Source organism: Carboxylicivirga taeanensis (assembly GCF_051851475.1).
GTDB lineage: Bacteria > Bacteroidota > Bacteroidia > Bacteroidales > Marinilabiliaceae > Carboxylicivirga > Carboxylicivirga taeanensis.
The window spans coordinates 401,933-424,077 of sequence record NZ_JBPUSJ010000004.1 but is presented as its reverse complement, the minus strand read 5'-3'; the positions used below and the strand labels follow the sequence as shown (position 1 = coordinate 424,077).

Genomic DNA, 22,145 nt, shown 5'->3' with positions numbered 1-22,145 from the left:
TCCATCTCAGTGATAAAGCTGCCATGATGTGCTTCGAGACAAACCTCCTGTTGCACGTTTTGTTATTCTTGCCTGAAACTTGCCAGAAAAGAGAAAAGGCTGTCGTTTCCCAACAGCCTTCAATATGGTTCAAAGAGAGTGTGCTACCTTATCCTAATAGATCCTTAATATCATCAATGGAAAGGTTTTTCATAATGCTCTCATCCGTTTGAATAATATCACCAGCCACCTTCTTTTTACGTTGTTGCAGTTTCAGGATTTTTTCTTCTACTGTGTCCCGGCAAATCATCCGATAAGCAAACACTTTCTTATCCTGCCCTATACGATAGCAGCGATCGATAGCCTGATTCTCAACTGCCGGATTCCACCATGGATCCACAATATACACATAATCAGCAGCAGTAAGGTTAAGACCCGTTCCTCCGGCCTTCAGGCTAATAAGAAATACCCGAAGATCATCATTGGTCTGGAAATTATTTACGGATTGTTCGCGCTGTTTGGTTGAGCTTTTACCATCAAGGTATTCAAAGTCGATACTTCGCCGATTCAGCTCATCCTTTATTAAGGCCAACATTTTAACAAACTGCGAAAAAATCAGAATTTTATGGTTGGCTGTTTTGTCGGTGATATGTTGAACAATTTCCTTTATTTTAACTGATTCGCTCACATCGTACTGACTGTTTTTAATCAGCAGGGGCGAATCACAGATCTGACGCAAACGAGTTAAGGCCTCCAGTACCATAAGTTTACTTTTACCAATGCCTTCATCTTCGACCTTACCAATCAACTGATCTCTAAACTGATTTCTGTAAGCTTCATACACCTTTCGTTGAGCCGTATCCATCTCACAAAAAATAACATCCTCGGTTTTAGGTGGAAGTTCAGAGGCCACTTTTTCCTTTGTCCGCCTTAATACAAACGGATTGATTAAGCGTTGCAGCTCATTGCCTACCAACTCATCACCATCTTTATCTATGGCGCTGGCAAAACCGTCTTTAAAAGACGACACAGACCCCAGAAAACCACGATTAACAAAACTCATTTGCGCATACAGATCAAAAGTGCTGTTTTCGATTGGTGTACCGGTTAAAGCCAATCGTCCTTTAGCCTTTAACAAGGAAGCCGCTTTAAAGCGACGAGATGCCGGATTTTTAATTGCCTGCGACTCATCCAGTACGATATAATTGAATTGATAATCCCTTAATAACTCAATGTCACGCAACAAAATACCGTAACTGGTAAAAACAATATCGTAATCATCAAAGAGGCTGGTGTCATTCACCCTATCGACACCATAGTGGTAATAGGCTTTCAGTTCGGGTGCAAACTTATTGATTTCATTTTCCCAGTTGAACAGCAGTGTGGTTGGCACAATAATTAGATTCGTAGTTGCGTCCCTATCCACCACTTGCTGCAAAAATGTAAGTACCTGCAATGTTTTACCCAATCCCATATCATCGGCCAAAATACCACCCCAGCTCATTTCATGCAGGAAGTTAAGCCAGTTAACACCTTCTTTCTGATAGTGGCGTAACTCAGCACTAATGGAGGCCGGCACTTCGGTATCCTCTATCTGTGTAAAGGCGGCCAGGCGGCGACGTTTTTCAGCCAGCTCTTCCAATACGGCCGCATCTTCTATATTTTCAAACAGTTCATCGATGATAGAAAAACGTAGTTTAGAAACAGATAGATGCTCGCCATTAACTTCGCCATGCCTAAAGTATTTTTCAAATTTATGGAACCACTCTGAAGGCAACACACCAACGGAACCATCTGCTAACTGGATGAACCGTTGCTTGTTCATCACCGCTTTACGGATATCTTTCAGGCTCACTACATTATCCCCAAAGCTAACATTGATTTGAATATCAAACCAGTCGTGTCCGGAGCTGATTGAGGTTGATATTTTGCCTTTATGCGGCGAATACTTGAAACTCTTGAGCTCTTTTAAGCCATACACCTCCACATTGTTATGCTGCAGGGCATCAAAAAAGCGGTAAAACCACATATCGTGACTAAACTCGTTGTAGTGTAAATGAAATACCCGATTACTCTTTTGAGCTTCAAATTTTGGATGTAGCTGTGCCAACTGCTCAGCAAAATCATCTTCAAGCTCAAAGTTGCGCTTATACTGAATCACTTTATCATCCTCTTCCACCAAAATATTGCCATTGGTAGTAAGCTTCACTGAAACTCCGTGATGGTACTCTACCTGGGGAGTTATAATCAGATGCTGTTCCCGCTCGGAAAGAAAGACTTGCTTCTTCTTAAAATCAAGCTCTGCTGTTTCGAGGGCAAAAATTCCCTTATCAAACACCATGTCGAAGCTGTTTGCTAAGGGCTTGATGACTTGCTCGAAAAAGATGTCTTTATGAGTCTTGATCATCTTAATAGGCTCCTTATGCTCCACTATAAGCTTAGCCACACGGTAATCCTTTGTTACATAGTAGGCCCCATCAATCACATAGATAAACTGCCCCGATTGCTCGTAATCAATAGCGTCAATCGCCAATACCTTCTCCCCTATCCTTAGCTTCGGATTCAAGTACACAAAGGTGTCATCTTCCTTCACCTCGTAAAATCCATCGATTGGAGTGCCGGCGATTACAATGGGCTCCAAATCGGCTTTACGCAGTTTGTAATTGTTTGAGCCGTTGACATACACATGCTTTTCTTGCGCGAGCAGTTCCATTATTCGCTTATGCACCAAAAATAAATCGGAAGACTTAATGGCAGAATTACACTCATCAATCAGTTCCAACAGTTCTTTCTGTCGCTCACTAATTGTTAGCATATACTCTTCGTGCATGCCGTCGTATTCAGTAATATGCGAACTTAATGCATCCCGCTTTTTATTTGGCTTACCAATTATAGGCGTTAGCTCAATCAGATAATTATCACTAAAGTAAGTTTTGGTAGTGCGCAATTCCAGAACAAAGCCTAATTCTCGTTCTTGCTTTTGAACCTCATCGTGCGTATCTAAGTGAAAAGTTTCAACATCGATCTCATGCAGAATTTGCTCGACCACGTTTTGCTCAATATGCTCAATTGGCACTAATCCTTTGGCAAAATCGGTTTGCTTGGCCACTAAGCCCTTTTTCTCATCAAAACCAATGGTAAAATACGTGTCAAAATCATCCCCGACTATACCATGTTTCTGAAGAGCTTCTGTTTTCAGCCCTTCAAGACTATTTTTAAATACTCGCTTTAAAATGTCAGGGCTGGCCGAACGGGCAAACTTAAGCAAGCAAATAACCTCGGGTTCGGTTAATGACTGCAGGTTTGTTTTTTCTTCGGGCGAAACATAGACCTTATCATCAATATGACTAAAAACAAGGCGGACGTGCTTTTTAAAGTTTTGATCGAGCTGCACAATCAATTTATTGTCGCGTACAATCAGTTCAGAGATATAGCTTACCTGGTAACTGTACGAAACCGCACTTAACACCGAATACGTAGTATTATCTTTTACAAAAGATTCGGTAATACGCTCGTAAGAGGGCAACTCAAAGCCCAATACCGAACGCCCGGATACGGCTCGCTGACTTGATTGCTCATTGCGTTTTTCGAACCCCATCTGAATATTTCCGTCTATATCGGCAATAAATAACAGAGCTGCGATTGTATGAACACAAAATCGCCCGCCTATATATGAGCAGTTACACATCGTCTCTATTTGCCGATCGTTCAGGTTACGTATCTGCACTTTGTGCATTTTAGTATCCTTGACCGAAAAAATCCAGTTATCTAAGGCTTTTTGATAGAGCTGTAATGATACTTTACCTTCTTTATAAAGGCTTGTACCAGCACTGCTGATATCGTTCGATGTATAAAATTCTATTGCATCACTGATGTAGTCTCTCACGCTTTCCGCCATAATCCTCTTTCAATTTGAAAAGTGCTAATCCGCAAAAGTACTAACAGAAACGCAAAAGTGAGCAATGAAAATTACGATAATTTAGCAGCATAATGATATATCACTGAATCACTGCCATTAACACTGAATTTATCATCTCAGAAAATGTAACTCCTCAGCCAGGAAGCAGGTAATTGCTGAGATTTTAACCGGGTTAACCCCAAAAAACAGTCATAAAAAAACCTAACAGATGAGAACACCTGTTAGGTCTTGATATCTAATACCAGTAATTCTGGCTTTTATTTATGAGACTCGATCCACTTACGGGCATTAACAAATGCCTCGATCCATGGAGATACCTGATCCGTTTTTCTGTCAGCAGGATAATAAGCCCACTGCCATGGGAAAACCGCTCGCTCCATGTGTGGCATCATGGCCAGATGACGACCATCATCAGAGCAAATAGCAGCTGTGTTGTAGTCACTACCATTTGGATTGGCGGGATATGTTTCGTAAGCGTACTTACCCACAATGTTGTACTTATCCTCTGCATATGGCAATTGGTATTTACCTTCACCGTGAGCCACCCAAACTCCCAGCTTGCTGCCAGATAACGAACTTAGCATTACAGAATCGTTTTGCGCAATCTCCATATTAAGGAAGATAGACTCAAACTTATGCGATTCATTGTGCAGCATTTTAGGCTTCTCTTCGTGTTCGGGATATACAAGCCCTAACTCTACCATCAGCTGACACCCGTTACAAACACCCAGACTAAGCGTATCAGGTCGAGCATAGAAATTATCGAGGGCCTTCTTAGCTTGCGGATTATACAGGAAGGCACCTGCCCATCCTTTAGCAGAACCCAGAACATCGCTGTTTGAGAAACCTCCAACAAATACAATCAGGTTCACGTCTTCAAGCGTTTCGCGCCCGGCGATTAAATCAGTCATATGGACATCTTTCACATCCATACCTGCCAGGAACATGCTGTAAGCCATCTCCCGATCGCCATTCACACCTTTTTCACGGATAATAGCCGCTTTAATACCTGAGCGCTCTTTACGATCCAAAGCCAGGTTCCACTGCTCTAACTGTCCCGTAAATGTGGTTGGGAATGAATAGTCAAGCGCATGGTTGGCATAATTATCGAAACGCTCTTTAGCAAGTTTCTCTCCGCTCTGCTTGCGGTCCAATAGGTAAGAGGTCTTGTACCAGTCGGCACGGTACTTATCAATGTCCAGATTCAGAGTAGAACCATGGTTCTCGATAATCAGCTCACGAGACTCAATTGGTTGTCCAAGCTCCATGAACTGAACGCCATTCGCCTCAAGCACAGCTGACGCTGCAGCCAAATCTTTCACCTGAACAACTACACCCGGATTTTCACTGAATAATAACTTAACTAAATCCCTTTCTTCGTAATCGTTCAAATTAACTTTAGCACCGAACGACGTATTCGCAAAATTCATTTCCAGCAAAGCAGTTACTAAACCTCCTGCCGAAATATCATGCCCGGCCAGTACCAAGCCTTTGTTGATTAACTCCTGAATGGTGTTGAAACCAGCTTTAAAGTATTCAGCATCGGTCACAGTTGGAGCTTCGGCACCCAGTTTATTAACTACTTGAGCAAACGAGCTACCACCCAACTTCAGACTATCGAATGACAGGTCAATGTGTAATATATGAGTATCGGTATCTTTAACCAGTACCGGTTCTACAATTTTTTTGATATCGCTTACTTCACCAGCACCTGAGATAATAACAGTACCCGGGCTGTAAACCATATCACCATCTTTGTACTTCTGCGTCATCGAAAGCGAATCCTTACCAGTAGGAATGTTGATTCCCAAATCAACACTGAAATCACTAACAGCCTCAACAGCGCGATACAAACGGCTGTCTTCACCTTTATTTTTACAAGGCCACATCCAGTTAGCACTTAACGACACCCCTTTTAAACCATGTGTAAGTGGTGCCCAAACAATGTTTGTTAGAGCCTCAGCAATTGATACTAGAGCTCCCGCAGCCGGATCAACTAAGCCAATTGCCGGTGCATGACCGATGGAGGTAGCGATACCTCTCTCGCCTTTATAATCGATGGCACAGGCCCCCAGGTTATTTAAAGGCAACTGCAATTCACCGGCACACTGCTGCTTGGCCACCTTACCAGTAACCGAACGGTCCACTTTATTGGTTAACCAATCTTTACAGGCCACAGCTTCCAACTGAAGCACATCGCTAATGTATTTTTCAACCTGCGTTGTTTCGTATTCAACCGCCTCGAATTTATCATCAGCCGTTTCATCATTCATGATGGTCTTTGGCGGATTACCGAACATATCGGCTAATTTCCAGTTAATTGGAGCATTGCCTTTATCATCTTCAAACTTAAAGTGCATATCTCCGGTCGTTTCACCTACCTCATAGAAAGGGGCACGTTCACGGGCCGAAATATTTTTCAGATTCTCAATATCCTTATCCTTTAACACCAAGCCCATGCGCTCCTGCGACTCGTTACCGGCAATTTCTTTAGCCGATAAGGTTGGGTCTCCAACTGGCAGTTTATCCAGATGAATAGTACCACCTGTGGTTTCAACCAGCTCCGACAAACAGTTAAGGTGTCCACCTGCACCGTGGTCATGTATAGAAACAATCGGGTTATCATCCGATTCCGCCAATGCACGAATGGCATTCATAGCACGTTTCTGCATTTCAGGATTTGAGCGCTGAACTGCATTCAATTCAATGGAGTTATCGAATTCACCGGTAGCAACAGATGAAACTGCTCCTCCACCCATTCCGATACGATAATTGTCACCACCTAATATCACCACTTTATCACCTTTCTCAGGATCATTTTTTAAAGCGTGCTCTTTGCGGCCAAAACCAATACCTCCGGCCAGCATGATGACCTTGTCGAAAGCAAATTTCTTTTGATTTTCGAAGTGCTCAAACGTCAATACTGAACCACAAATCATTGGTTGCCCAAACTTATTTCCAAAATCAGAAGCTCCGTTAGATGCCTTAATCAGGATTTCTTCAGGTGTTTGATACAGCCATGGACGAGCGGGTATGTCTTTTTCCCACGAACGCCCCTCTTCTGATCGCGAATATGAAGTCATATAAACAGCGGTACCTGCCAAAGGCAAGGAACCGCGTCCACCTGCTAAACGGTCACGAATCTCCCCTCCACTACCTGTTGCAGCTCCGTTAAAGGGCTCTACGGTTGTCGGGAAGTTATGTGTTTCGGCTTTCAACGAAAGCACGGTATCTATATCTTTTGTTTCAAAGAAATCAGCTGTATCCTGTCTTCCGGGAGCAAACTGCATAGCTTTCGGTCCTTCAATAAACGCCACGTTATCTTTATAGGCAGATACAATGAAGTTAGGATGCTCTTTTGATGTGCGCTTTATGAGTTGGAATAAAGAACTCTCCTTCTCCTCCCCATCAATAATAAATACACCATTAAAAATTTTGTGGCGACAGTGCTCAGAGTTTACCTGTGAAAAACCAAACACTTCGCTGTCGGTCAGTTGGCGTCCCAGGCGCTTACTTAAACCATTCAGATAATCAATCTCCTCTTCGCTTAACGCTAAACCTTCCTGCACATTATAAGCCGCGATGTCTTCAATGTGTAAGATGGGCTCAGGAGCTTTATCGATAGTAAAAATGGCTTGGTTTAAACCTTTATACATTGCCTGAAGCATCGGATCAAATTCTGCTTCTTCAGAATCAACTTCAAAAAACTCTTCCACACGAGTAATTCCTTCCACCCCCATGTTTTGAGTTATTTCAACAGCATTTGTACTCCATGGAGTAATCATTTCCTTACGTGGACCAACAAAAAAGCCTTCTAAAATTTTACTTTCAGAAAGCTTTGCCCCGCTAAATAGCCACTCTAATTTACTGATGTTTTCAGCTGAAAGTTCGGCTTGCGTTCCTACTGCAATAATCTGCTTGGAGTTTCCCTTAAAAAACAGAACCATGAATGAATGTTTTGAATTGATTTTTTTATTGAAGTGCAAATTTAATAATAGTTCAGTAGTTTTACGTCGAACTGCGTCAATTATTGATGAACTTTGAAGCATTTTAGAAATAAAACAAAGAGGTTATTCAATAGAACAACCTCTTCTCTCTAAAACCAAAAAACTACCTGCGCTTATTTAATTTATCCTGCCGGATAAAAGTAGCCAGCGTAATGAAAGAAATATGTCTATCTTTCAGGTATAAAACTACTACTTTTTTAATTGTTGACAATATAAAAAGTAATAAAATGTTAAAATTAACTTTTTTCGTATTTTTGTTAATCTAATCGACAACAACCACTATGATAATCAATGAAAAAAAACAATTCATTCCTGCATTAAATCAAGAAATTACAACAGTCGTCTTACAAAATCGCAAGCACACGCAAGTGACGGTGACCAACTATGGCGGCATTATCATGAGCATTAAAACACCCGACAGACGTGGTAACTTTGCTGAAATTGCACTTGGGTTTGATGATGTCGAAACCTACTTGAGTGAATTATACAAAAGCCAATGTCCCTATTTTGGTGCATCAATCGGCCGATATGCAAACAGAATTGAAAATGGAAAATTCTCACTTGACAATACAACTTATCAGCTAAACTGCAACAACGGGTCAAACGCATTACATGGAGGCCCCAATGGCTTCCACCAGAAAGTATGGAACATTGAAACCTTTAAAGAGCCCAAGCGAACAGGTGTTGTACTGACACTGCAATCAAAAGACATGGAAGAGGGCTACCCCGGTAATCTGAATGTCAAACTAACCTACACGTTAACTTTTGATAACGAACTGGTGATTGACTACGAAGCAACAACAGACAAAAAAACCATAATCAACTTAACGAATCACTCCTATTTTAACCTGTCGAGCATGCAAAACAACGTACTTGAGCATTCACTGGTGTTGTATGCAGATAAGTTTACTCCTAAAGATGAGAATGATATTCCTACAGGTGAAATTGTGGCCGTCAATGATTCGCCACTCGATTTTATGATGCCGCGAAAGATTGGCGAGCGCATCCATGAGATTGATGGATATGACCATAATTACGTCATCAATGGCTTTGAGGGCGATTTAAACATTGGTGCCCGTTTAGTTGATGAAAGCACAGGCCGTTCATTAGAATTTTATACCACAGAGCCAGGTTTTCAGGTTTATACCGGTAATTTTCTGGATGGTAGCTTTGGCCGTGACGAGGTGACTTTCGACCAGTATTATGGCATTTGCTTTGAAGCTCAAAAATACCCCAACTCTCCCAACATTGATCATTTCCCAAGCGCGGAGCTGAAGCCCGGGAATACCTATACGCAAACAACCGTATACAAGTTTGGAATCGCTGATTAACACATCAAGAGGCTGCTTCATCTGAAACAGCCTCTTTTGTTATATGATTAACGGTACCTCACCACCGTCTTTTCATTAATCCATGAGCCAATCGTATAGTTATCACCTTCCTGGACGCCATGAAAAAAGCCTGTTTCCTTATCAGGAATATATTGTGAGTATAAATTTATTTGCTTCTCTGCCTCATCAGCGCATTCTGGATCGATCATCTTTGCCTTTTTAAATTGGTCAATAGCAACCCAGTACACCGTTTGATGATCAAAATCACTATCACCGTATTTTGAACTCTCGTGCGCATAAATATTTCCTATAAGAATATGGGGTTTTCCCCAGTCGCGCTTCATTTCCAAGGCATTTTGAGCGTACTCCCGGGCTTCCGGACCATTTTTGTAGTGTGAAAATGTAACCACTGCTAATTCATAAAAGCACTTAGCCTGCAGTTCCTGATCATCAGCCTGACTGATTGTTTTTAAATAGTACTCCTTCGCCTTATTAAAATCATTTTGCTTAATAAAATACTTTGCCAACATGTATGAAGCATCGGCTGTTGGAGCTAATTGGTAATTACGTTCAGCTGCCTGAGCATATAAATTACCCCCCGAGCAATCAAAAGCATCCAACAGCTTTAACAACCGAGACAAACCATCGGTATTGTCTTTCACCTGTTCATACTTTGCAGTAAGTGTTTGTTCAAGCGCCTCACAATTATCAAATCCACTTCTAATTGCAATTTCAACGCAGGTATCACTGGCTTTATTGAGCATCTCCACCAACTCCTCATTCGTTTGCTTTTTGATATGATAAGCCAACACTTGGTCTACATCCATATAGACATCAAGAAGTTCTGAAGAGGTTCTTTCCCCGGTTGCCAGCAAAGCGTTTGTAGCCTGTAACCAATTAACTGCTACCATCGGTTCCATCTTTTTTCCAAGCGCGCCATGAGATGCTTCAAAACAGGTTACCGCCTTTTCTAACTCTGAAATTTCATTGCGCCTGTAGGTAACTATGTCCAATCCTTTACGGCCAAGCACCCAGCCCTTGGGATATTTGGGATGATCTCCAAAATACTGAATACGCCGATCATAAATCAACAATAAAGTATCAACCAAAGATTGCTTTCTTAGATTGTCTTTCTCTTTATCAATGTAGTATTTGTAAATATCGACTCCATCGGCGTAAAGTCGAATGGTCACATCGGGACAATTATCAAACATCGCGCGCCAGGCGCCAATGGAATAATCGTACATTTTTTTCTTAAGCGCTTCTTTATACAAAGAATAATTTTTAAGACACTCCACACTGTCCATTTGGGCAGTGTTTTGCGCTTCAACATAAGATGTAACTGTTATAGTCCCAAATAACAGCATAAAAAACAATGCATATTTCTTCATGGTACAAGGTTTAACTTAATTAATCTACAAAATGTAATCAATTTCCTTGCCACCATCTATTAAACACTAACTTACTGAATATTAGATAAAGATTATAATAAAATACTTGTCCGAATATACACACCAAATGGTCGAAAACGAACACAAAAAGTTCTAATAATTTTAATTTAACTTTAACCCCTGAAAAATTTAGAATATGAAAAGCTTAATCGATTTTTTTGAGGAAAGTGTTATCAAATACCCCGATAACCCGTTAATATGGGAAAAAGAGACGGATAAATACGCCTCATATTCGTACAAGGAAATACAAGCTGAAGTCCATCATTTGAGTAACGCACTTCTGTCATTAGGCATTAAGCTTGGCGACCGGGTGGCCTTGCTCTCGGAAGGCAGACGGCTTTGGTTGGTAAGCGAATTAGCGATTCTACACGTTGGCGCCATCAACGTACCTCTATCCACCAAACTAGAAGCTGATAACGACCTTATATTCAGACTAAACCACTCACAGTCAGAGACCATCATCGTATCCCGCAATCAACTAGATAAAATACGATTGGTAAAACCACAGCTAACCGAACTAAAACGAGTAATAATTTTAGATGATGTTAATGAGCTGGAAGAAGACGAAACAACGATTACAGAACTTTTTAAAGTAGGCAAACAACATGCACAAAAAGCTCCTTCAGCGTTAGCACATGCCATGGAAGCAGTAAAGCCAGAAACACCTGCCAATATCTGCTACACATCGGGCACCACTGCCGACCCCAAGGGAATCATCCTTTCACACAGAAATTACACAGCAAATGTTGAACAGGCCTTCAGCTATATTAACGTTCCCCAGCATTATAAAACACTGGTTGTGTTGCCATGGGATCATGCCTTTGCTCACACGGCCTCTCTGTACTCCTTCATGCATAAAGGTGCATCAATAGCTGCCGTGCAAATTGGTCGCAACCAGCACGAAACACTGAAAAACTTTGTGACCAACATGCAGGAAATTAAACCAGAGATTTTAATGAGTGTACCTGCTTTGGCAAAGAATTTCAAGAAAAACATAGAAAAAGCCATTCAGGGAAAAGGCGCAACAGCATCCCGCCTGTTTGAATCCGGCCTTCACTTTGCATACTGGTACAATGGTGATGGTGAGCAAGCAGGAAAAGGACTCAAAAAACTTTTATACCCAATATATTGCCTCTACAAGCAGCTAATCTTTAATAAAATAAAAGAGCGCTTTGGCGGTAAACTACAATATTTTATTGGTGGTGGCGCTTTGCTCGACATTGAACTGCAACGTTTCTTCTACGCAATAGGTATTCCCATGTATCAGGGCTATGGCTTGAGCGAAGCTTCACCCATCATTTCTGCCAATACACCCAAACATCATAAGCTTGGTTCGTCGGGCAAGGTCGTTAACCAGCTGGAAATTAAAATTTGTGACAGCGATGGCAAGACGTTGCCGGTTGGCGAAAAAGGTGAGATTGTAATACGCGGAGAAAATGTCATGCAAGGATACTGGCGCAATAAAGAGGCCACTAATGAAACGATAAAAGATCAATGGCTTTACACCGGTGACCTTGGCTATTTAGACGCTCATAATTACTTATATGTATTGGGGCGTTTTAAAAGTCTTCTTATAGGTGCAGATGGGGAAAAATACAGTCCGGAAGGCATAGAGGAAGCCATCATTGATCACTGCGAATACATCGATCAGTTTATTCTTCATAACAACCAAAACCCCTATACCAGCGGCTTGATAGTGCCCAATAAAGAAAAAATAAACCTCTGGCTAAGACAGAACAATAAAACAATTGAAGAAGAGCAAACTCTAATAGAAATACTTCAGCTCATTTTTGATGAAATAAGCAGTCTAAAAGCGTCTAACAACAATGATTTTAACTTTCCTTCCAGATGGCTGCCCAGCACACTAGTCGTTTTGAAAGAAAGCTTTACGGAAAAAAACAAACTCCTAAACAGCACAATGAAAGTAGTAAGACCGAAGGTCGAAGAGTACTTTTCGCACGAGATAGACTATCTTTATACCCCCGAAGCTAAAAACTTCATATCTGGCACAAACATTAGTAATTTAAGGATTTATCTGACTAATAATGACTAAGAACTATTCATTTGAAATCTGCATTGATTCTGTTCAATCAGCCCTCAATGCACAAGAAGCTGGCGCACAGCGTGTGGAACTTTGCGATAATCTGTTTGAAGGAGGTACAACTCCAAGTGCAGGCATGATTATGGAAGTAAAAAAAATGGCTCCCAATATTCAAGTTTTTGTAATCATCAGACCCAGAGGTGGCGATTTTGTGTATTCCAGCGAAGAAATAAATGTCATGCTAAATGACATAAGAATGGCAAAACAACTCGGTGCTGATGGCATTGTTTCGGGTTGCCTCCTGACAAATGGCGATATTGACGTACCCAACACACAAAAACTTATTGATGCTTCAGGAGAACTGCCTTTTACGTTCCACCGGGCATTTGATATGTGTAATGCACCGGAAAAAGCGCTTGAAGAACTGATATCTCTTGGAGCGACAAGAGTATTAACATCGGGTATGCAACAAACAGCTCCATTAGGCATAGATTGTCTTTCAGAGCTCATCAAACAGGCCAACGGACGCATTACAATACTTGTTGGCTCAGGTGTTAAACCGGATAACATTGCAGAACTGGCAGCAAAAACTGGCGCCAAAGAATTTCACTTTTCGGCTCGCAAAGAGTTTCCTTCCCCTATGACCTATAAAAATGACAATATAAATATGGGTGGTGTAAGCGGCATACCTGAGTTCAGTCGATTTTACTCGGATTTAGAAACGATAAAAAAGACGATGAATGCAATTCTTAAGATTTAAGTGTAAAAAAAACTTACTTTTACTAAGTAAAATACGTTATCTGTAAATTTTTTTTCGTAAAATGAAGTCTTTATTACACCTTTGGAATAAATTGATTTTTCTAATCGTAAAGTTTTTTACATTTTTACACCATAATTAAAGCACATTCGAATGCCGTCGTCATTAAGAACAATCATAATTATTGCAATCCTCATTGCAACAGTCTTACCTGAGTCTGTTGCCCAACGTAGACGAAGATCAACTATATGGGAAGGATTTAGTGTAACAGGGCGTCTTGGGGCTAACCATTTTTATGGCGACCTTGTTGATGATGGGCGAACACATCTATCTCTGGGTGTTAATGCAGATAAGGAACTCACAACCTTTCTTTCAGCCAGAGCTTCAATTATGGGAGGCGAAATGAGCGGAATACAGCTTTCTGCTCCCGGCATAAATAACGCATGGTTTGACAATACTTATGGAGAATTTAATGTAGGCGTTACGTTTCGACCCATAGATGTTTTATTCGGCTACTTCAAACAACGCTCAATTAATCCATATATTATCGGACAGGTAGGAGCTTTGTATTATAGCGCAACAAAATATTATGGCGTCTATGGTGCCGGATTTGATCAAGAATATGGTTCTGTTTGGAACGAAGCGAGCGGTATTACCCCTACTTTTTCGGGCGGCCTCGGCATCTCACTTTGGATTAACTCTCAGTGGAGTGTTAATATCGAAGGCATCGGGACGGTTCCATTTACAGATGATTTAGATGCCCACAAAGAGTATGAAATACCTGGAGGCGGTGTGGTACAGACAGAGTCAAACGATTTTTATTATACCACATCAATAGGCATTACTTACTTAATCGATGATAGTCGTTGGCGAAATGAGCCTAAATACAACAGAAAGGCCTACTTAAAAACGCGCTCTCAATACCGCGGCTCATCAAAACGCAATTCGAAAGCGATAAAGAGAAAACGCAGAAGATAAAAAATCATTACAAAATACCGAAAGAGTTGCAATTGCAACTCTTTTTTTGTCACTTGACCAAAGGCAAATAAATTAAAGTGGACAATGGAGCTTAAAATATTATCGGATTTTGCACCAACTGGCGACCAGCCGCAAGCCATCGAGCAATTAACAAAAGGGATACTGAACAACCAAAAACACCAGGCTCTGCTCGGCGTAACCGGTTCCGGAAAAACATTTACCGTGGCCAATGTTATTGAACAGGTACAACGGCCAACTCTCATATTATCGCATAACAAAACGTTAGCTGCTCAGCTATATGGAGAGTTTAAGCAGTTTTTCCCCAATAATGCGGTCGAGTATTTCGTGTCCTATTACGATTACTATCAACCAGAGGCCTACTTACCGGTAACAGACACCTACATCGAAAAGGATTTATCCATAAACGATGAAATTGAAAAATTAAGGCTGAGTGCTACCTCTGCTTTGCTTTCTGGCAGAAGAGATGTCATTGTCGTTTCCTCAGTTTCCTGTCTTTATGGCATTGGTAATCCAGAGGATTTTCATTCAGGAGTCATCACCATCGAGAAAAACAGCCAGGTATCAAGAAATGCCTTTTTAAGACAGTTGGTAGACAGTCTCTACTCGCGCAACGAAGTGATGTTTGAGCGAGGCAATTTCAGGGTGAAAGGTGATACCGTTGAAATATTTCTGGCCTACGCCGACCATGCCTGTCGAGTTATATTTTGGGGCGATGAAATAGAAGAAATAGAGCTATTTTATCCGGAAAACGGCAAACGTATAGAGTCGCTGGATACCCTGAAGATATATCCTGCCAATATCTTTATTACATCAAAGGAGCGCACTCAACAGGCCATTCAACAAATTCAGGACGATCTTACAGCACACGTTCAGTTTTTAAAGGAAAGCGGTAAAAGCATTGAAGCAAAGCGACTGGACGAACGGGTTAACTACGATTTAGAAATGATTAGAGAACTGGGTTACTGCCCGGGTATTGAAAATTATTCCAGGTATTTTGATGGCCGCAATGAAGGGACTCGCCCTTTCTGCCTTTTGGACTACTTTCCTGATGATTACCTGATCGTTATTGACGAGAGTCACGTTACCATCCCTCAAATACGTGCAATGTATGGCGGCGATCGCTCCCGAAAAGAAAATTTGGTTGAATATGGGTTCCGTTTACCCGCGGCTTTGGATAACCGGCCGCTTAAGTTCGAAGAGTTTGAGTCAATGGTAAACCAGATTATTTACGTGAGTGCAACACCAGCTGATTACGAGTTGGAACAAACGGAAGGGGTTATTGTGGAGCAGCTAATACGACCAACAGGACTGCTAGATCCGGAAATTGATGTCCGACCAAGCCAAAATCAAATTGACGATCTAATAAATGAAATTAATGACCGTATAGAGAAAAATGAACGAATACTGGTCACCACACTAACCAAACGAATGGCTGAAGAACTAACCAAGTACCTCACCCGACTCTCTATTAAATGTGAATACATCCATTCCGATGTGGACACATTGCAACGGGTAAAGATCATGGAGAACCTCCGGCTGGGAACATTTGATGTACTTATAGGGGTTAATCTGCTCCGTGAAGGATTGGATCTGCCTGAGGTGTCATTAGTGGCTATTTTAGATGCAGACAAGGAAGGCTTCTTAAGATCAGAGCGTTCACTGACCCAGACAGCCGGTCGCGCAGCACGAAATCTGAATGGCCGTGTTATTATGTATGCCGATGTCATTACAAAAAGTATGCAGGCAACCATTGATGCCACTCTATACAGACGCGAGAAGCAGCTGAAATACAATCAAAAGAACAACATTACCCCAACCCAGATAAACAAACAGCTTACCACAATTATTGAAGCCTCCTCCAAAGCCAAAGCCTACATCGAGCCTGAAGGAGCCGATATTGCCGCAGATCCAGTGGTTGAATACATGAGCGCTGAAGGACTGAAAAAAGCCATTGAGAAAACTCGGAAAGAGATGCAGAAAGCTGCTAAAGAGCTTGATTTTATCAGCGCTGCCCAGCACCGTGATGAAATTAAGCGACTTGAAAGTTTACTTAATAAAAAGGCCCCAAAGTAAACTTCGAGGCCTTTCTTTTTATGCTTTTATAGCTTATCCTAAGTAAGATTTTAAGAGCTTACTTCTTGAAGTATGACGTAAACGACGAATTGCTTTCTCTTTGATTTGTCGCACTCGTTCACGTGTCAAACCAAAACGCTCGCCAATCTCTTCCAGCGTCATCTCCTGACAACCAATACCAAAGAACAGCTTAATTATATCGCTCTCTCTTTCAGTAAGTGTCGCCAAGGCACGCTCAATCTCACGAGCTAAAGACTCATTTATCAGCGTCTTATCAGCATTGGGAGAATCTCCATTCACCAATACATCTAACAAACTGTTGTCTTCCCCTTCAACAAAAGGAGCATCAACCGAGATGTGGCGTCCTGAAACACGCATTGTGTCAGCGACTTTTTCCGGAGGTAATTCCAGCTTATCGGCCAGCTCTTCCGGTGATGGCTTACGCTCGTTTTCTTGCTCAAACTTCGAATAAGCCTTATTAATTTTATTTAATGAACCTACCTGGTTTAAAGGCAGACGAACAATACGAGACTGCTCAGCTAACGCTTGAAGAATCGACTGTCGAATCCACCAAACCGCATAAGATATGAACTTAAACCCGCGCGTTTCATCAAACTTCTCTGCAGCCTTTATCAAACCAAGGTTACCTTCGTTAATTAAATCAGGTAAACTTAAACCCTGATTCTGGTATTGCTTAGCTACTGAAACCACAAAACGTAAATTCGCTCTGGTTAATTTCTCCAAAGCAATTTGATCACCTTTTTTGATACGTTGAGCTAACTCTACTTCTTCCTCTACAGAAATCAATTCTTCACGACCAATTTCCTGCAAATACTTATCTAAAGAAGCGCTTTCGCGGTTAGTAATCGACTTTGTTATCTTGAGTTGTCTCATATTCCTTATAAAAATCCGGCACAAAAGTACTACAATTTCCTTATTTTTCCAACCTTTCGTGCCTAATAGCCGGAAAACATTTTAATCGTTCAGATTCACTGCATAGTAAACAACCCGACCATTTGGATAAATTCCAGTCAGGAAGAGTCCGTCTTTCGCTTTAGCTACTTCTGCCTTAAAATCTTCAATATTTTTAATAGGTACATCGTTTACTTTCGTAATGATGTATCCATCTTTAACACCACTCTGGCTTAAACTTCCATTACCAACGTCTGCAACTTGTATGCCATAACGCACTCCAAGACGCCTTAAGTCGTTGACTGAGACAGTCTCCAGCGTAGCACCAAGGGTTTCATCAAACTTATCGGAAGATATAATACCGGTTGTTCCCTGTATATTACGTAAAGTTACTTCAAAAGGTTTCTGTTTTCCATCACGTAACACAATAATATTTACCTTTTCTCCAGGGCGGTGCATACTCACTCTCTCCTGAAGCTCGGGAACCGAATTCACATCCTCTCCATTCACCTGAAGAATGATATCACCGGCCTTAACGCCAGCCTCAGCTGCACCGCCATTAGGAGCAACACTTCCCACAAAAACGCCCTCTATCTTTTCGATTTTCACACCTAACTCATCGGAAAGCTCTTCAGGCACATCACTGACCTCAATGATACTTACCCCAAGAAGTCCTCTTTGCACCTCTCCAAATTCCATCAAATCAGCCACAACTTTTTTGGCAATTGTTACAGGCACAGCAAAAGAATAGCCACTAAAAGACCCAGTGCGCGAGGCAATAGCAGTATTGATGCCAACCAATTCGCCCCGCTGATTAACCAATGCGCCGCCGCTATTACCGGGATTAACAGCAGCGTCTGTTTGGATAAATGATTCGACGCCCAAAGTCTGATTCCTATTAGCGATAATATTTATACTTCGAGCCTTGGCACTAACAATGCCAGCTGTAACAGTTGATGTTAAATTAAACGGATTACCGACGGCCAATACCCATTCGCCTACTTTCAACTCATCGGAATTACCATAAGGCACAAACGGCAGATCATCGGCTTCTATTTTAATCAAAGCAATGTCTGATGTTGGGTCGGCCCCAACCAAAGTGGCCGAAAAGGTACGCTTATCATTAAGAGTCACCTCAATTTCATCAGCATTATCAATCACGTGGTTATTGGTTACAATGTATCCGTCGGTTGTTAGAATCACCCCCGAACCGGCTCCTAATACTGGCTGAGGCTGCTGACGATAACCACTTCCGGGACCAAAGAAGAAATCGTAAAAGGGATTTCCGGAGTAGTAATCCTTTCCTGTACTTCTGGTTTTAACATGAACTACCGCATGAACACTCCTTTCTGCTGCAGTTGTTAAATCGGGTAATGCCGCCTGAACTGTATTCGAAGTAAATTGCCCTATTGCAGGCACTTCCTCCCTAATTGTAATAACTTTTGGTTCACTATTTTCAAAATGTGAGTACACATAAACACCTGTAACTGCACTAATCACTGCAATGGCAAATGTGTAAAATACTTTTTTTGTATTCATATGTCTTACCTTTTTAAAGTTACTGTTAGATTTTTATAATGCAATAGTCCTGTCGAACCATGCATATTTAACAAATATTATACCTTAATAGCCTAAGGTACGAAAACTGGAACATCAAAAATTAGTCCGGTGACCAACTTTAACTAGCCCTTAACGTTTTTTTGCCTAACATTAAGGTTTTTCTGCCATATCAGCGTATTTTTGTAAGCAAAACACGACGTTTTGTCTTTTGTTTAATGAATAAAGCACAATCCCGCAATGACAAAAATTAAATTCCATAAATACCAGGGCGCCGGAAATGATTTTGTAATAATTGACAATCGCCAAAAACTATTTGATGGCGACCGACACGATATAGTCCAAAACTTATGCGACAGACGCTTTGGCATTGGTGGTGATGGCTTAATGCTGTTGGAGAGTCATCCCTCTCTCGACTTTACCATGCGCTATTTCAACAGCGATGGTAAGGAAGCATCGATGTGCGGCAATGGTGGCCGGTGCATTGCTGCTTTTGCTGTTCATATAGGAGCTGTGTCAAACCCCAACGATTTTACTTTTATGGCCATTGATGGAGAGCATCGCGCGTCCTATTCTGATGGAATTGTAAATTTAAAGATGATTGATGTGGAGGAAATTCACACCAGCAGTGAATACACATTTTTGAACACCGGCTCGCCTCACCACGTTAGTTTTGTCGATGACGTTGATGCAGTGAATGTGTATGAGGAAGGTCAAAAGATTCGTTATTCCGATCACTACGCCCCAGACGGCACAAACGTTAATTTTGTGCATTTTAAAGAAGGTAACCAAATTAAAGTAAGAACCTATGAACGGGGAGTAGAAGACGAAACTTTGGCTTGCGGAACAGGGGTTGTGGCATGTTCTTTAGCAGCACACATTAAAAAGCCTGACTATAATGAATTTGCCATAGAAGTACTCGGCGGAAATCTTAAGGTTTCATTTTCTGCAACAGCCGAAGGCGGCTATAAAAATATATGGCTCGAAGGACCGGCCACCTTTGTATTTGAAGGTTTCATTGACATTTAAGCGATAAAAATTTCTAACTAAAAAGGGAGCTGCAATCAAGCAAGCTCCCTTTTTTAAATTTTATCTAATCCACTGTACTATGCATCAATATTTGCGTAAGTGGCATTTTGTTCAATAAACTCTCTGCGCGGTGGTACATCGTCACCCATCAGCATTGAGAAAACGCGGTCGGCTTCGGTGGCACTTTCAATAGTTACCTGGCGCAGTGTTCGCTCTTCTGGATTCATGGTTGTTTCCCAAAGCTGCTCGGCGTTCATCTCTCCAAGACCTTTGTAGCGCTGAATATGCAAGGCACTCTCTTTTCCTCCACCCCACTCTTCAACTAATCGCATGCGTTGCTCTTCATTCCAGCAATAAGTCTGTTTTTGACCTCGTCTGATTAAATACAAAGGAGGTGTGGCAATGTAGAGGTATCCATTTTCAATTAAAGACTTCATATACCTGAAGAAGAAGGTCATGATAAGCGTTGCAATGTGGCTACCATCCACATCGGCATCACACATGATTACAATCTTATGGTACCTCAATTTTTCCAGATTAAGTGCCTTACTGTCCTCCTCGGTACCAATTGTTACACCCAGAGCTGTAAATATATTCTTAATCTCGTCGTTCTCAAACACTTTGTGCTGGAGCGCCTTCTCCACATTCAAAATCTTACCTCGCAGCGGTAAAATAGCCTGGAACCGACGGTCGCGGCCTTGCTTGGCAGTACCACCCGCCGAGTCTCCCTCGACAAGGAACACCTCACAGTGTGCTGGATCTTTATCAGAACAGTCAGCCAGCTTACCAGGCAGACCTCCACCACTCAACACACTCTTACGCTGCACCAACTCACGTGCTTTGCGCGCCGCATGCCTGGCCTGAGCAGCCAAAATAACTTTATTGACGATATCTTTGGCATCCTTAGGATTTTCCTCAAGGTAATTGGTTAGCATGGTACTCACCGCCTGGTCAACAGACAGGCTCACCTCACTATTACCAAGTTTAGTTTTTGTCTGGCCTTCGAACTGCGGCTCAGCCACCTTAACCGAAATAACTGCAGTTAGGCCTTCGCGGAAATCATCGCCATTAATATCGAATTTAAGCTTGCTCAGCATGCCTGATTTTTCGGCGAAAGTCTTCAACGTACGCGTCAAGCCCCTTCTAAAACCAGTTAAATGCGTTCCACCTTCGATGGTGTTAATGTTATTTACGTAAGAATAAATATTCTCGGCGAACGATGTATTGTAAAGAATCGCAATTTCAACAGGAATATCATTCTTCTCTGTCGAAATATGGATGGCTTTATCGATGAGTTTTTCACGTGATTCATCAATGAAATGAACGAATTCTTCAAGACCTCGCTCTGAGAAAAACTCTTCAGTCTTGAACTGCTCATCTTCCCCAGTCTCACGCTCATCAATCAACCTGATTTTGATTCCTTTATTTAGAAAAGCAAGCTCCCTCAGGCGGTTTGCCAGAATCGAATACTTGTAAGTGGTTGAATTAAATATCGATTCATCGGGCTTAAAAGTCACAATTGTTCCGGTTCGGTCAGTCGTACCTACCTCAATAATATCAGTTACGGGCTTACCAATGGAATACTCCTGGGTGTAAATTTTTCCACCTCGATGCACTTCGGCCTTCAGCATGATTGACAAAGCGTTCACACAGGAAACACCCACACCGTGCAGACCACCCGATACTTTATAAGAATCTTTATCGAACTTACCACCGGCGTGCAGCACTGTCATTACCACTTCCAATGCTGATTTTCCTTCTTTCTCATGAAAATCAGTTGGAATACCACGACCATTATCACTTACTGTAATTGAATCATCCTGATGAATTATCACTTCAATTGAATCACAATGGCCAGCCAAAGCTTCATCGATAGAGTTATCAACCACCTCGTAGACCAAGTGATGTAATCCTTTCTCACCAATATCACCGATGTACATGGCCGGGCGCTTACGCACTGCTTCCAGTCCCTCTAATACAGTAATACTGTTGGCGCTATAATCGCCTTGTTTATTTACATTTTCATTTACCTGATCACTCATCTTAAATTCTTTTGAAAAGCGTAAAAAAACCGGCTAAACCGGCTAATC

Annotated in this window: 12 protein-coding genes; 6 read left to right on the top strand and 6 right to left on the bottom strand. The window is 41.6% G+C overall.

What is annotated here, in order from left to right; translation table 11 throughout:
• Positions 1-148 precede the first annotated feature (148 nt).
• Together ACSX1H_RS08865 and purL are read right to left on the bottom strand one after the other, a co-directional pair.
• Positions 149-3,877: a DEAD/DEAH box helicase gene (locus ACSX1H_RS08865; protein WP_439183494.1), complete on the bottom strand. Its 3,729-nt coding sequence runs from the start codon at positions 3,875-3,877 to the stop codon at positions 149-151.
• Between the two features lie 278 nt (positions 3,878-4,155).
• Positions 4,156-7,845, bottom strand: a complete 3,690-nt coding sequence (gene purL, locus ACSX1H_RS08860) for a phosphoribosylformylglycinamidine synthase (RefSeq protein WP_439183493.1) — start codon at positions 7,843-7,845, stop codon at positions 4,156-4,158.
• 341 nt (positions 7,846-8,186) lie between these two features.
• Here purL and ACSX1H_RS08855 point away from each other — a divergent pair, with 341 nt between their 5' ends.
• Complete coding sequence (locus tag ACSX1H_RS08855) at positions 8,187-9,236, top strand: aldose epimerase family protein (protein ID WP_439183492.1); 1,050 nt, start codon at positions 8,187-8,189, stop codon at positions 9,234-9,236.
• A gap of 47 nt (positions 9,237-9,283) precedes the next feature.
• Here the strand turns inward: ACSX1H_RS08855 and ACSX1H_RS08850 are convergent, their stop codons facing one another.
• Positions 9,284-10,627 carry a tetratricopeptide repeat protein gene (locus ACSX1H_RS08850; RefSeq protein ID WP_439183491.1) on the bottom strand — a complete coding sequence of 448 codons (1,344 nt, stop codon included), beginning with the start codon at positions 10,625-10,627 and terminating at the stop codon, positions 9,284-9,286.
• Between the two features lie 196 nt (positions 10,628-10,823).
• Between ACSX1H_RS08850 and ACSX1H_RS08845 the strand changes: the two genes are divergently transcribed.
• From ACSX1H_RS08845 to uvrB, 4 genes are all read left to right on the top strand, one after another.
• Positions 10,824-12,740 carry an AMP-dependent synthetase/ligase gene (locus ACSX1H_RS08845; RefSeq protein ID WP_439183490.1) on the top strand — a complete coding sequence of 639 codons (1,917 nt, stop codon included), beginning with the start codon at positions 10,824-10,826 and terminating at the stop codon, positions 12,738-12,740.
• Positions 12,733-13,488: a copper homeostasis protein CutC gene (locus ACSX1H_RS08840; RefSeq protein WP_439183489.1), complete on the top strand. Its 756-nt coding sequence runs from the start codon at positions 12,733-12,735 to the stop codon at positions 13,486-13,488. Before ACSX1H_RS08845 ends, ACSX1H_RS08840 begins: the two co-directional genes overlap by 8 nt.
• Positions 13,489-13,638: 150 nt before the next feature.
• Complete coding sequence (locus ACSX1H_RS08835) at positions 13,639-14,463, top strand: hypothetical protein (RefSeq protein WP_439183488.1); 825 nt, start codon at positions 13,639-13,641, stop codon at positions 14,461-14,463.
• An 84-nt stretch (positions 14,464-14,547) separates the two neighbouring features.
• Positions 14,548-16,557, top strand: a complete 2,010-nt coding sequence (gene uvrB / locus ACSX1H_RS08830; RefSeq protein ID WP_439183487.1) for an excinuclease ABC subunit UvrB — start codon at positions 14,548-14,550, stop codon at positions 16,555-16,557.
• 33 nt (positions 16,558-16,590) lie between these two features.
• Here the strand turns inward: uvrB and ACSX1H_RS08825 are convergent, their stop codons facing one another.
• On the bottom strand, positions 16,591-17,451 hold the full coding sequence (locus tag ACSX1H_RS08825; protein WP_439183486.1) for a sigma-70 family RNA polymerase sigma factor: 861 nt from the start codon (positions 17,449-17,451) through the stop codon (positions 16,591-16,593).
• Positions 17,452-17,532: 81 nt separating this feature from the next.
• The gene (locus ACSX1H_RS08820; RefSeq protein ID WP_439183485.1) at positions 17,533-19,008 is read right to left on the bottom strand and encodes a Do family serine endopeptidase; all 1,476 of its coding nucleotides are present in this window, start codon (positions 19,006-19,008) and stop codon (positions 17,533-17,535) included.
• Between the two features lie 258 nt (positions 19,009-19,266).
• On the opposite strand from ACSX1H_RS08820, the gene dapF reads away from it, so the two are divergent.
• Positions 19,267-20,055, top strand: a complete 789-nt coding sequence (gene dapF / locus ACSX1H_RS08815; protein ID WP_439183484.1) for a diaminopimelate epimerase — start codon at positions 19,267-19,269, stop codon at positions 20,053-20,055.
• 77 nt (positions 20,056-20,132) lie between these two features.
• Here dapF and gyrB read toward each other — a convergent pair whose 3' ends face one another.
• Positions 20,133-22,097 carry a DNA topoisomerase (ATP-hydrolyzing) subunit B gene (gene gyrB, locus ACSX1H_RS08810; protein ID WP_439183483.1) on the bottom strand — a complete coding sequence of 655 codons (1,965 nt, stop codon included), beginning with the start codon at positions 22,095-22,097 and terminating at the stop codon, positions 20,133-20,135.
• Positions 22,098-22,145: the final 48 nt, after the last annotated feature.

Coding starts and splice junctions, on each gene's coding strand:
- ACSX1H_RS08865 (WP_439183494.1), bottom strand. CDS start 3,877: ATGGCGGAAAGCGTGAGAGACTACATCAGTGATGCAATAGAATTTTAT.
- purL (WP_439183493.1), bottom strand. CDS start 7,845: ATGGTTCTGTTTTTTAAGGGAAACTCCAAGCAGATTATTGCAGTAGGA.
- ACSX1H_RS08855 (WP_439183492.1), top strand. CDS start 8,187: ATGATAATCAATGAAAAAAAACAATTCATTCCTGCATTAAATCAAGAA.
- ACSX1H_RS08850 (WP_439183491.1), bottom strand. CDS start 10,627: ATGAAGAAATATGCATTGTTTTTTATGCTGTTATTTGGGACTATAACA.
- ACSX1H_RS08845 (WP_439183490.1), top strand. CDS start 10,824: ATGAAAAGCTTAATCGATTTTTTTGAGGAAAGTGTTATCAAATACCCC.
- ACSX1H_RS08840 (WP_439183489.1), top strand. CDS start 12,733: ATGACTAAGAACTATTCATTTGAAATCTGCATTGATTCTGTTCAATCA.
- ACSX1H_RS08835 (WP_439183488.1), top strand. CDS start 13,639: ATGCCGTCGTCATTAAGAACAATCATAATTATTGCAATCCTCATTGCA.
- uvrB (WP_439183487.1), top strand. CDS start 14,548: ATGGAGCTTAAAATATTATCGGATTTTGCACCAACTGGCGACCAGCCG.
- ACSX1H_RS08825 (WP_439183486.1), bottom strand. CDS start 17,451: ATGAGACAACTCAAGATAACAAAGTCGATTACTAACCGCGAAAGCGCT.
- ACSX1H_RS08820 (WP_439183485.1), bottom strand. CDS start 19,008: ATGAATACAAAAAAAGTATTTTACACATTTGCCATTGCAGTGATTAGT.
- dapF (WP_439183484.1), top strand. CDS start 19,267: ATGACAAAAATTAAATTCCATAAATACCAGGGCGCCGGAAATGATTTT.
- gyrB (WP_439183483.1), bottom strand. CDS start 22,097: ATGAGTGATCAGGTAAATGAAAATGTAAATAAACAAGGCGATTATAGC.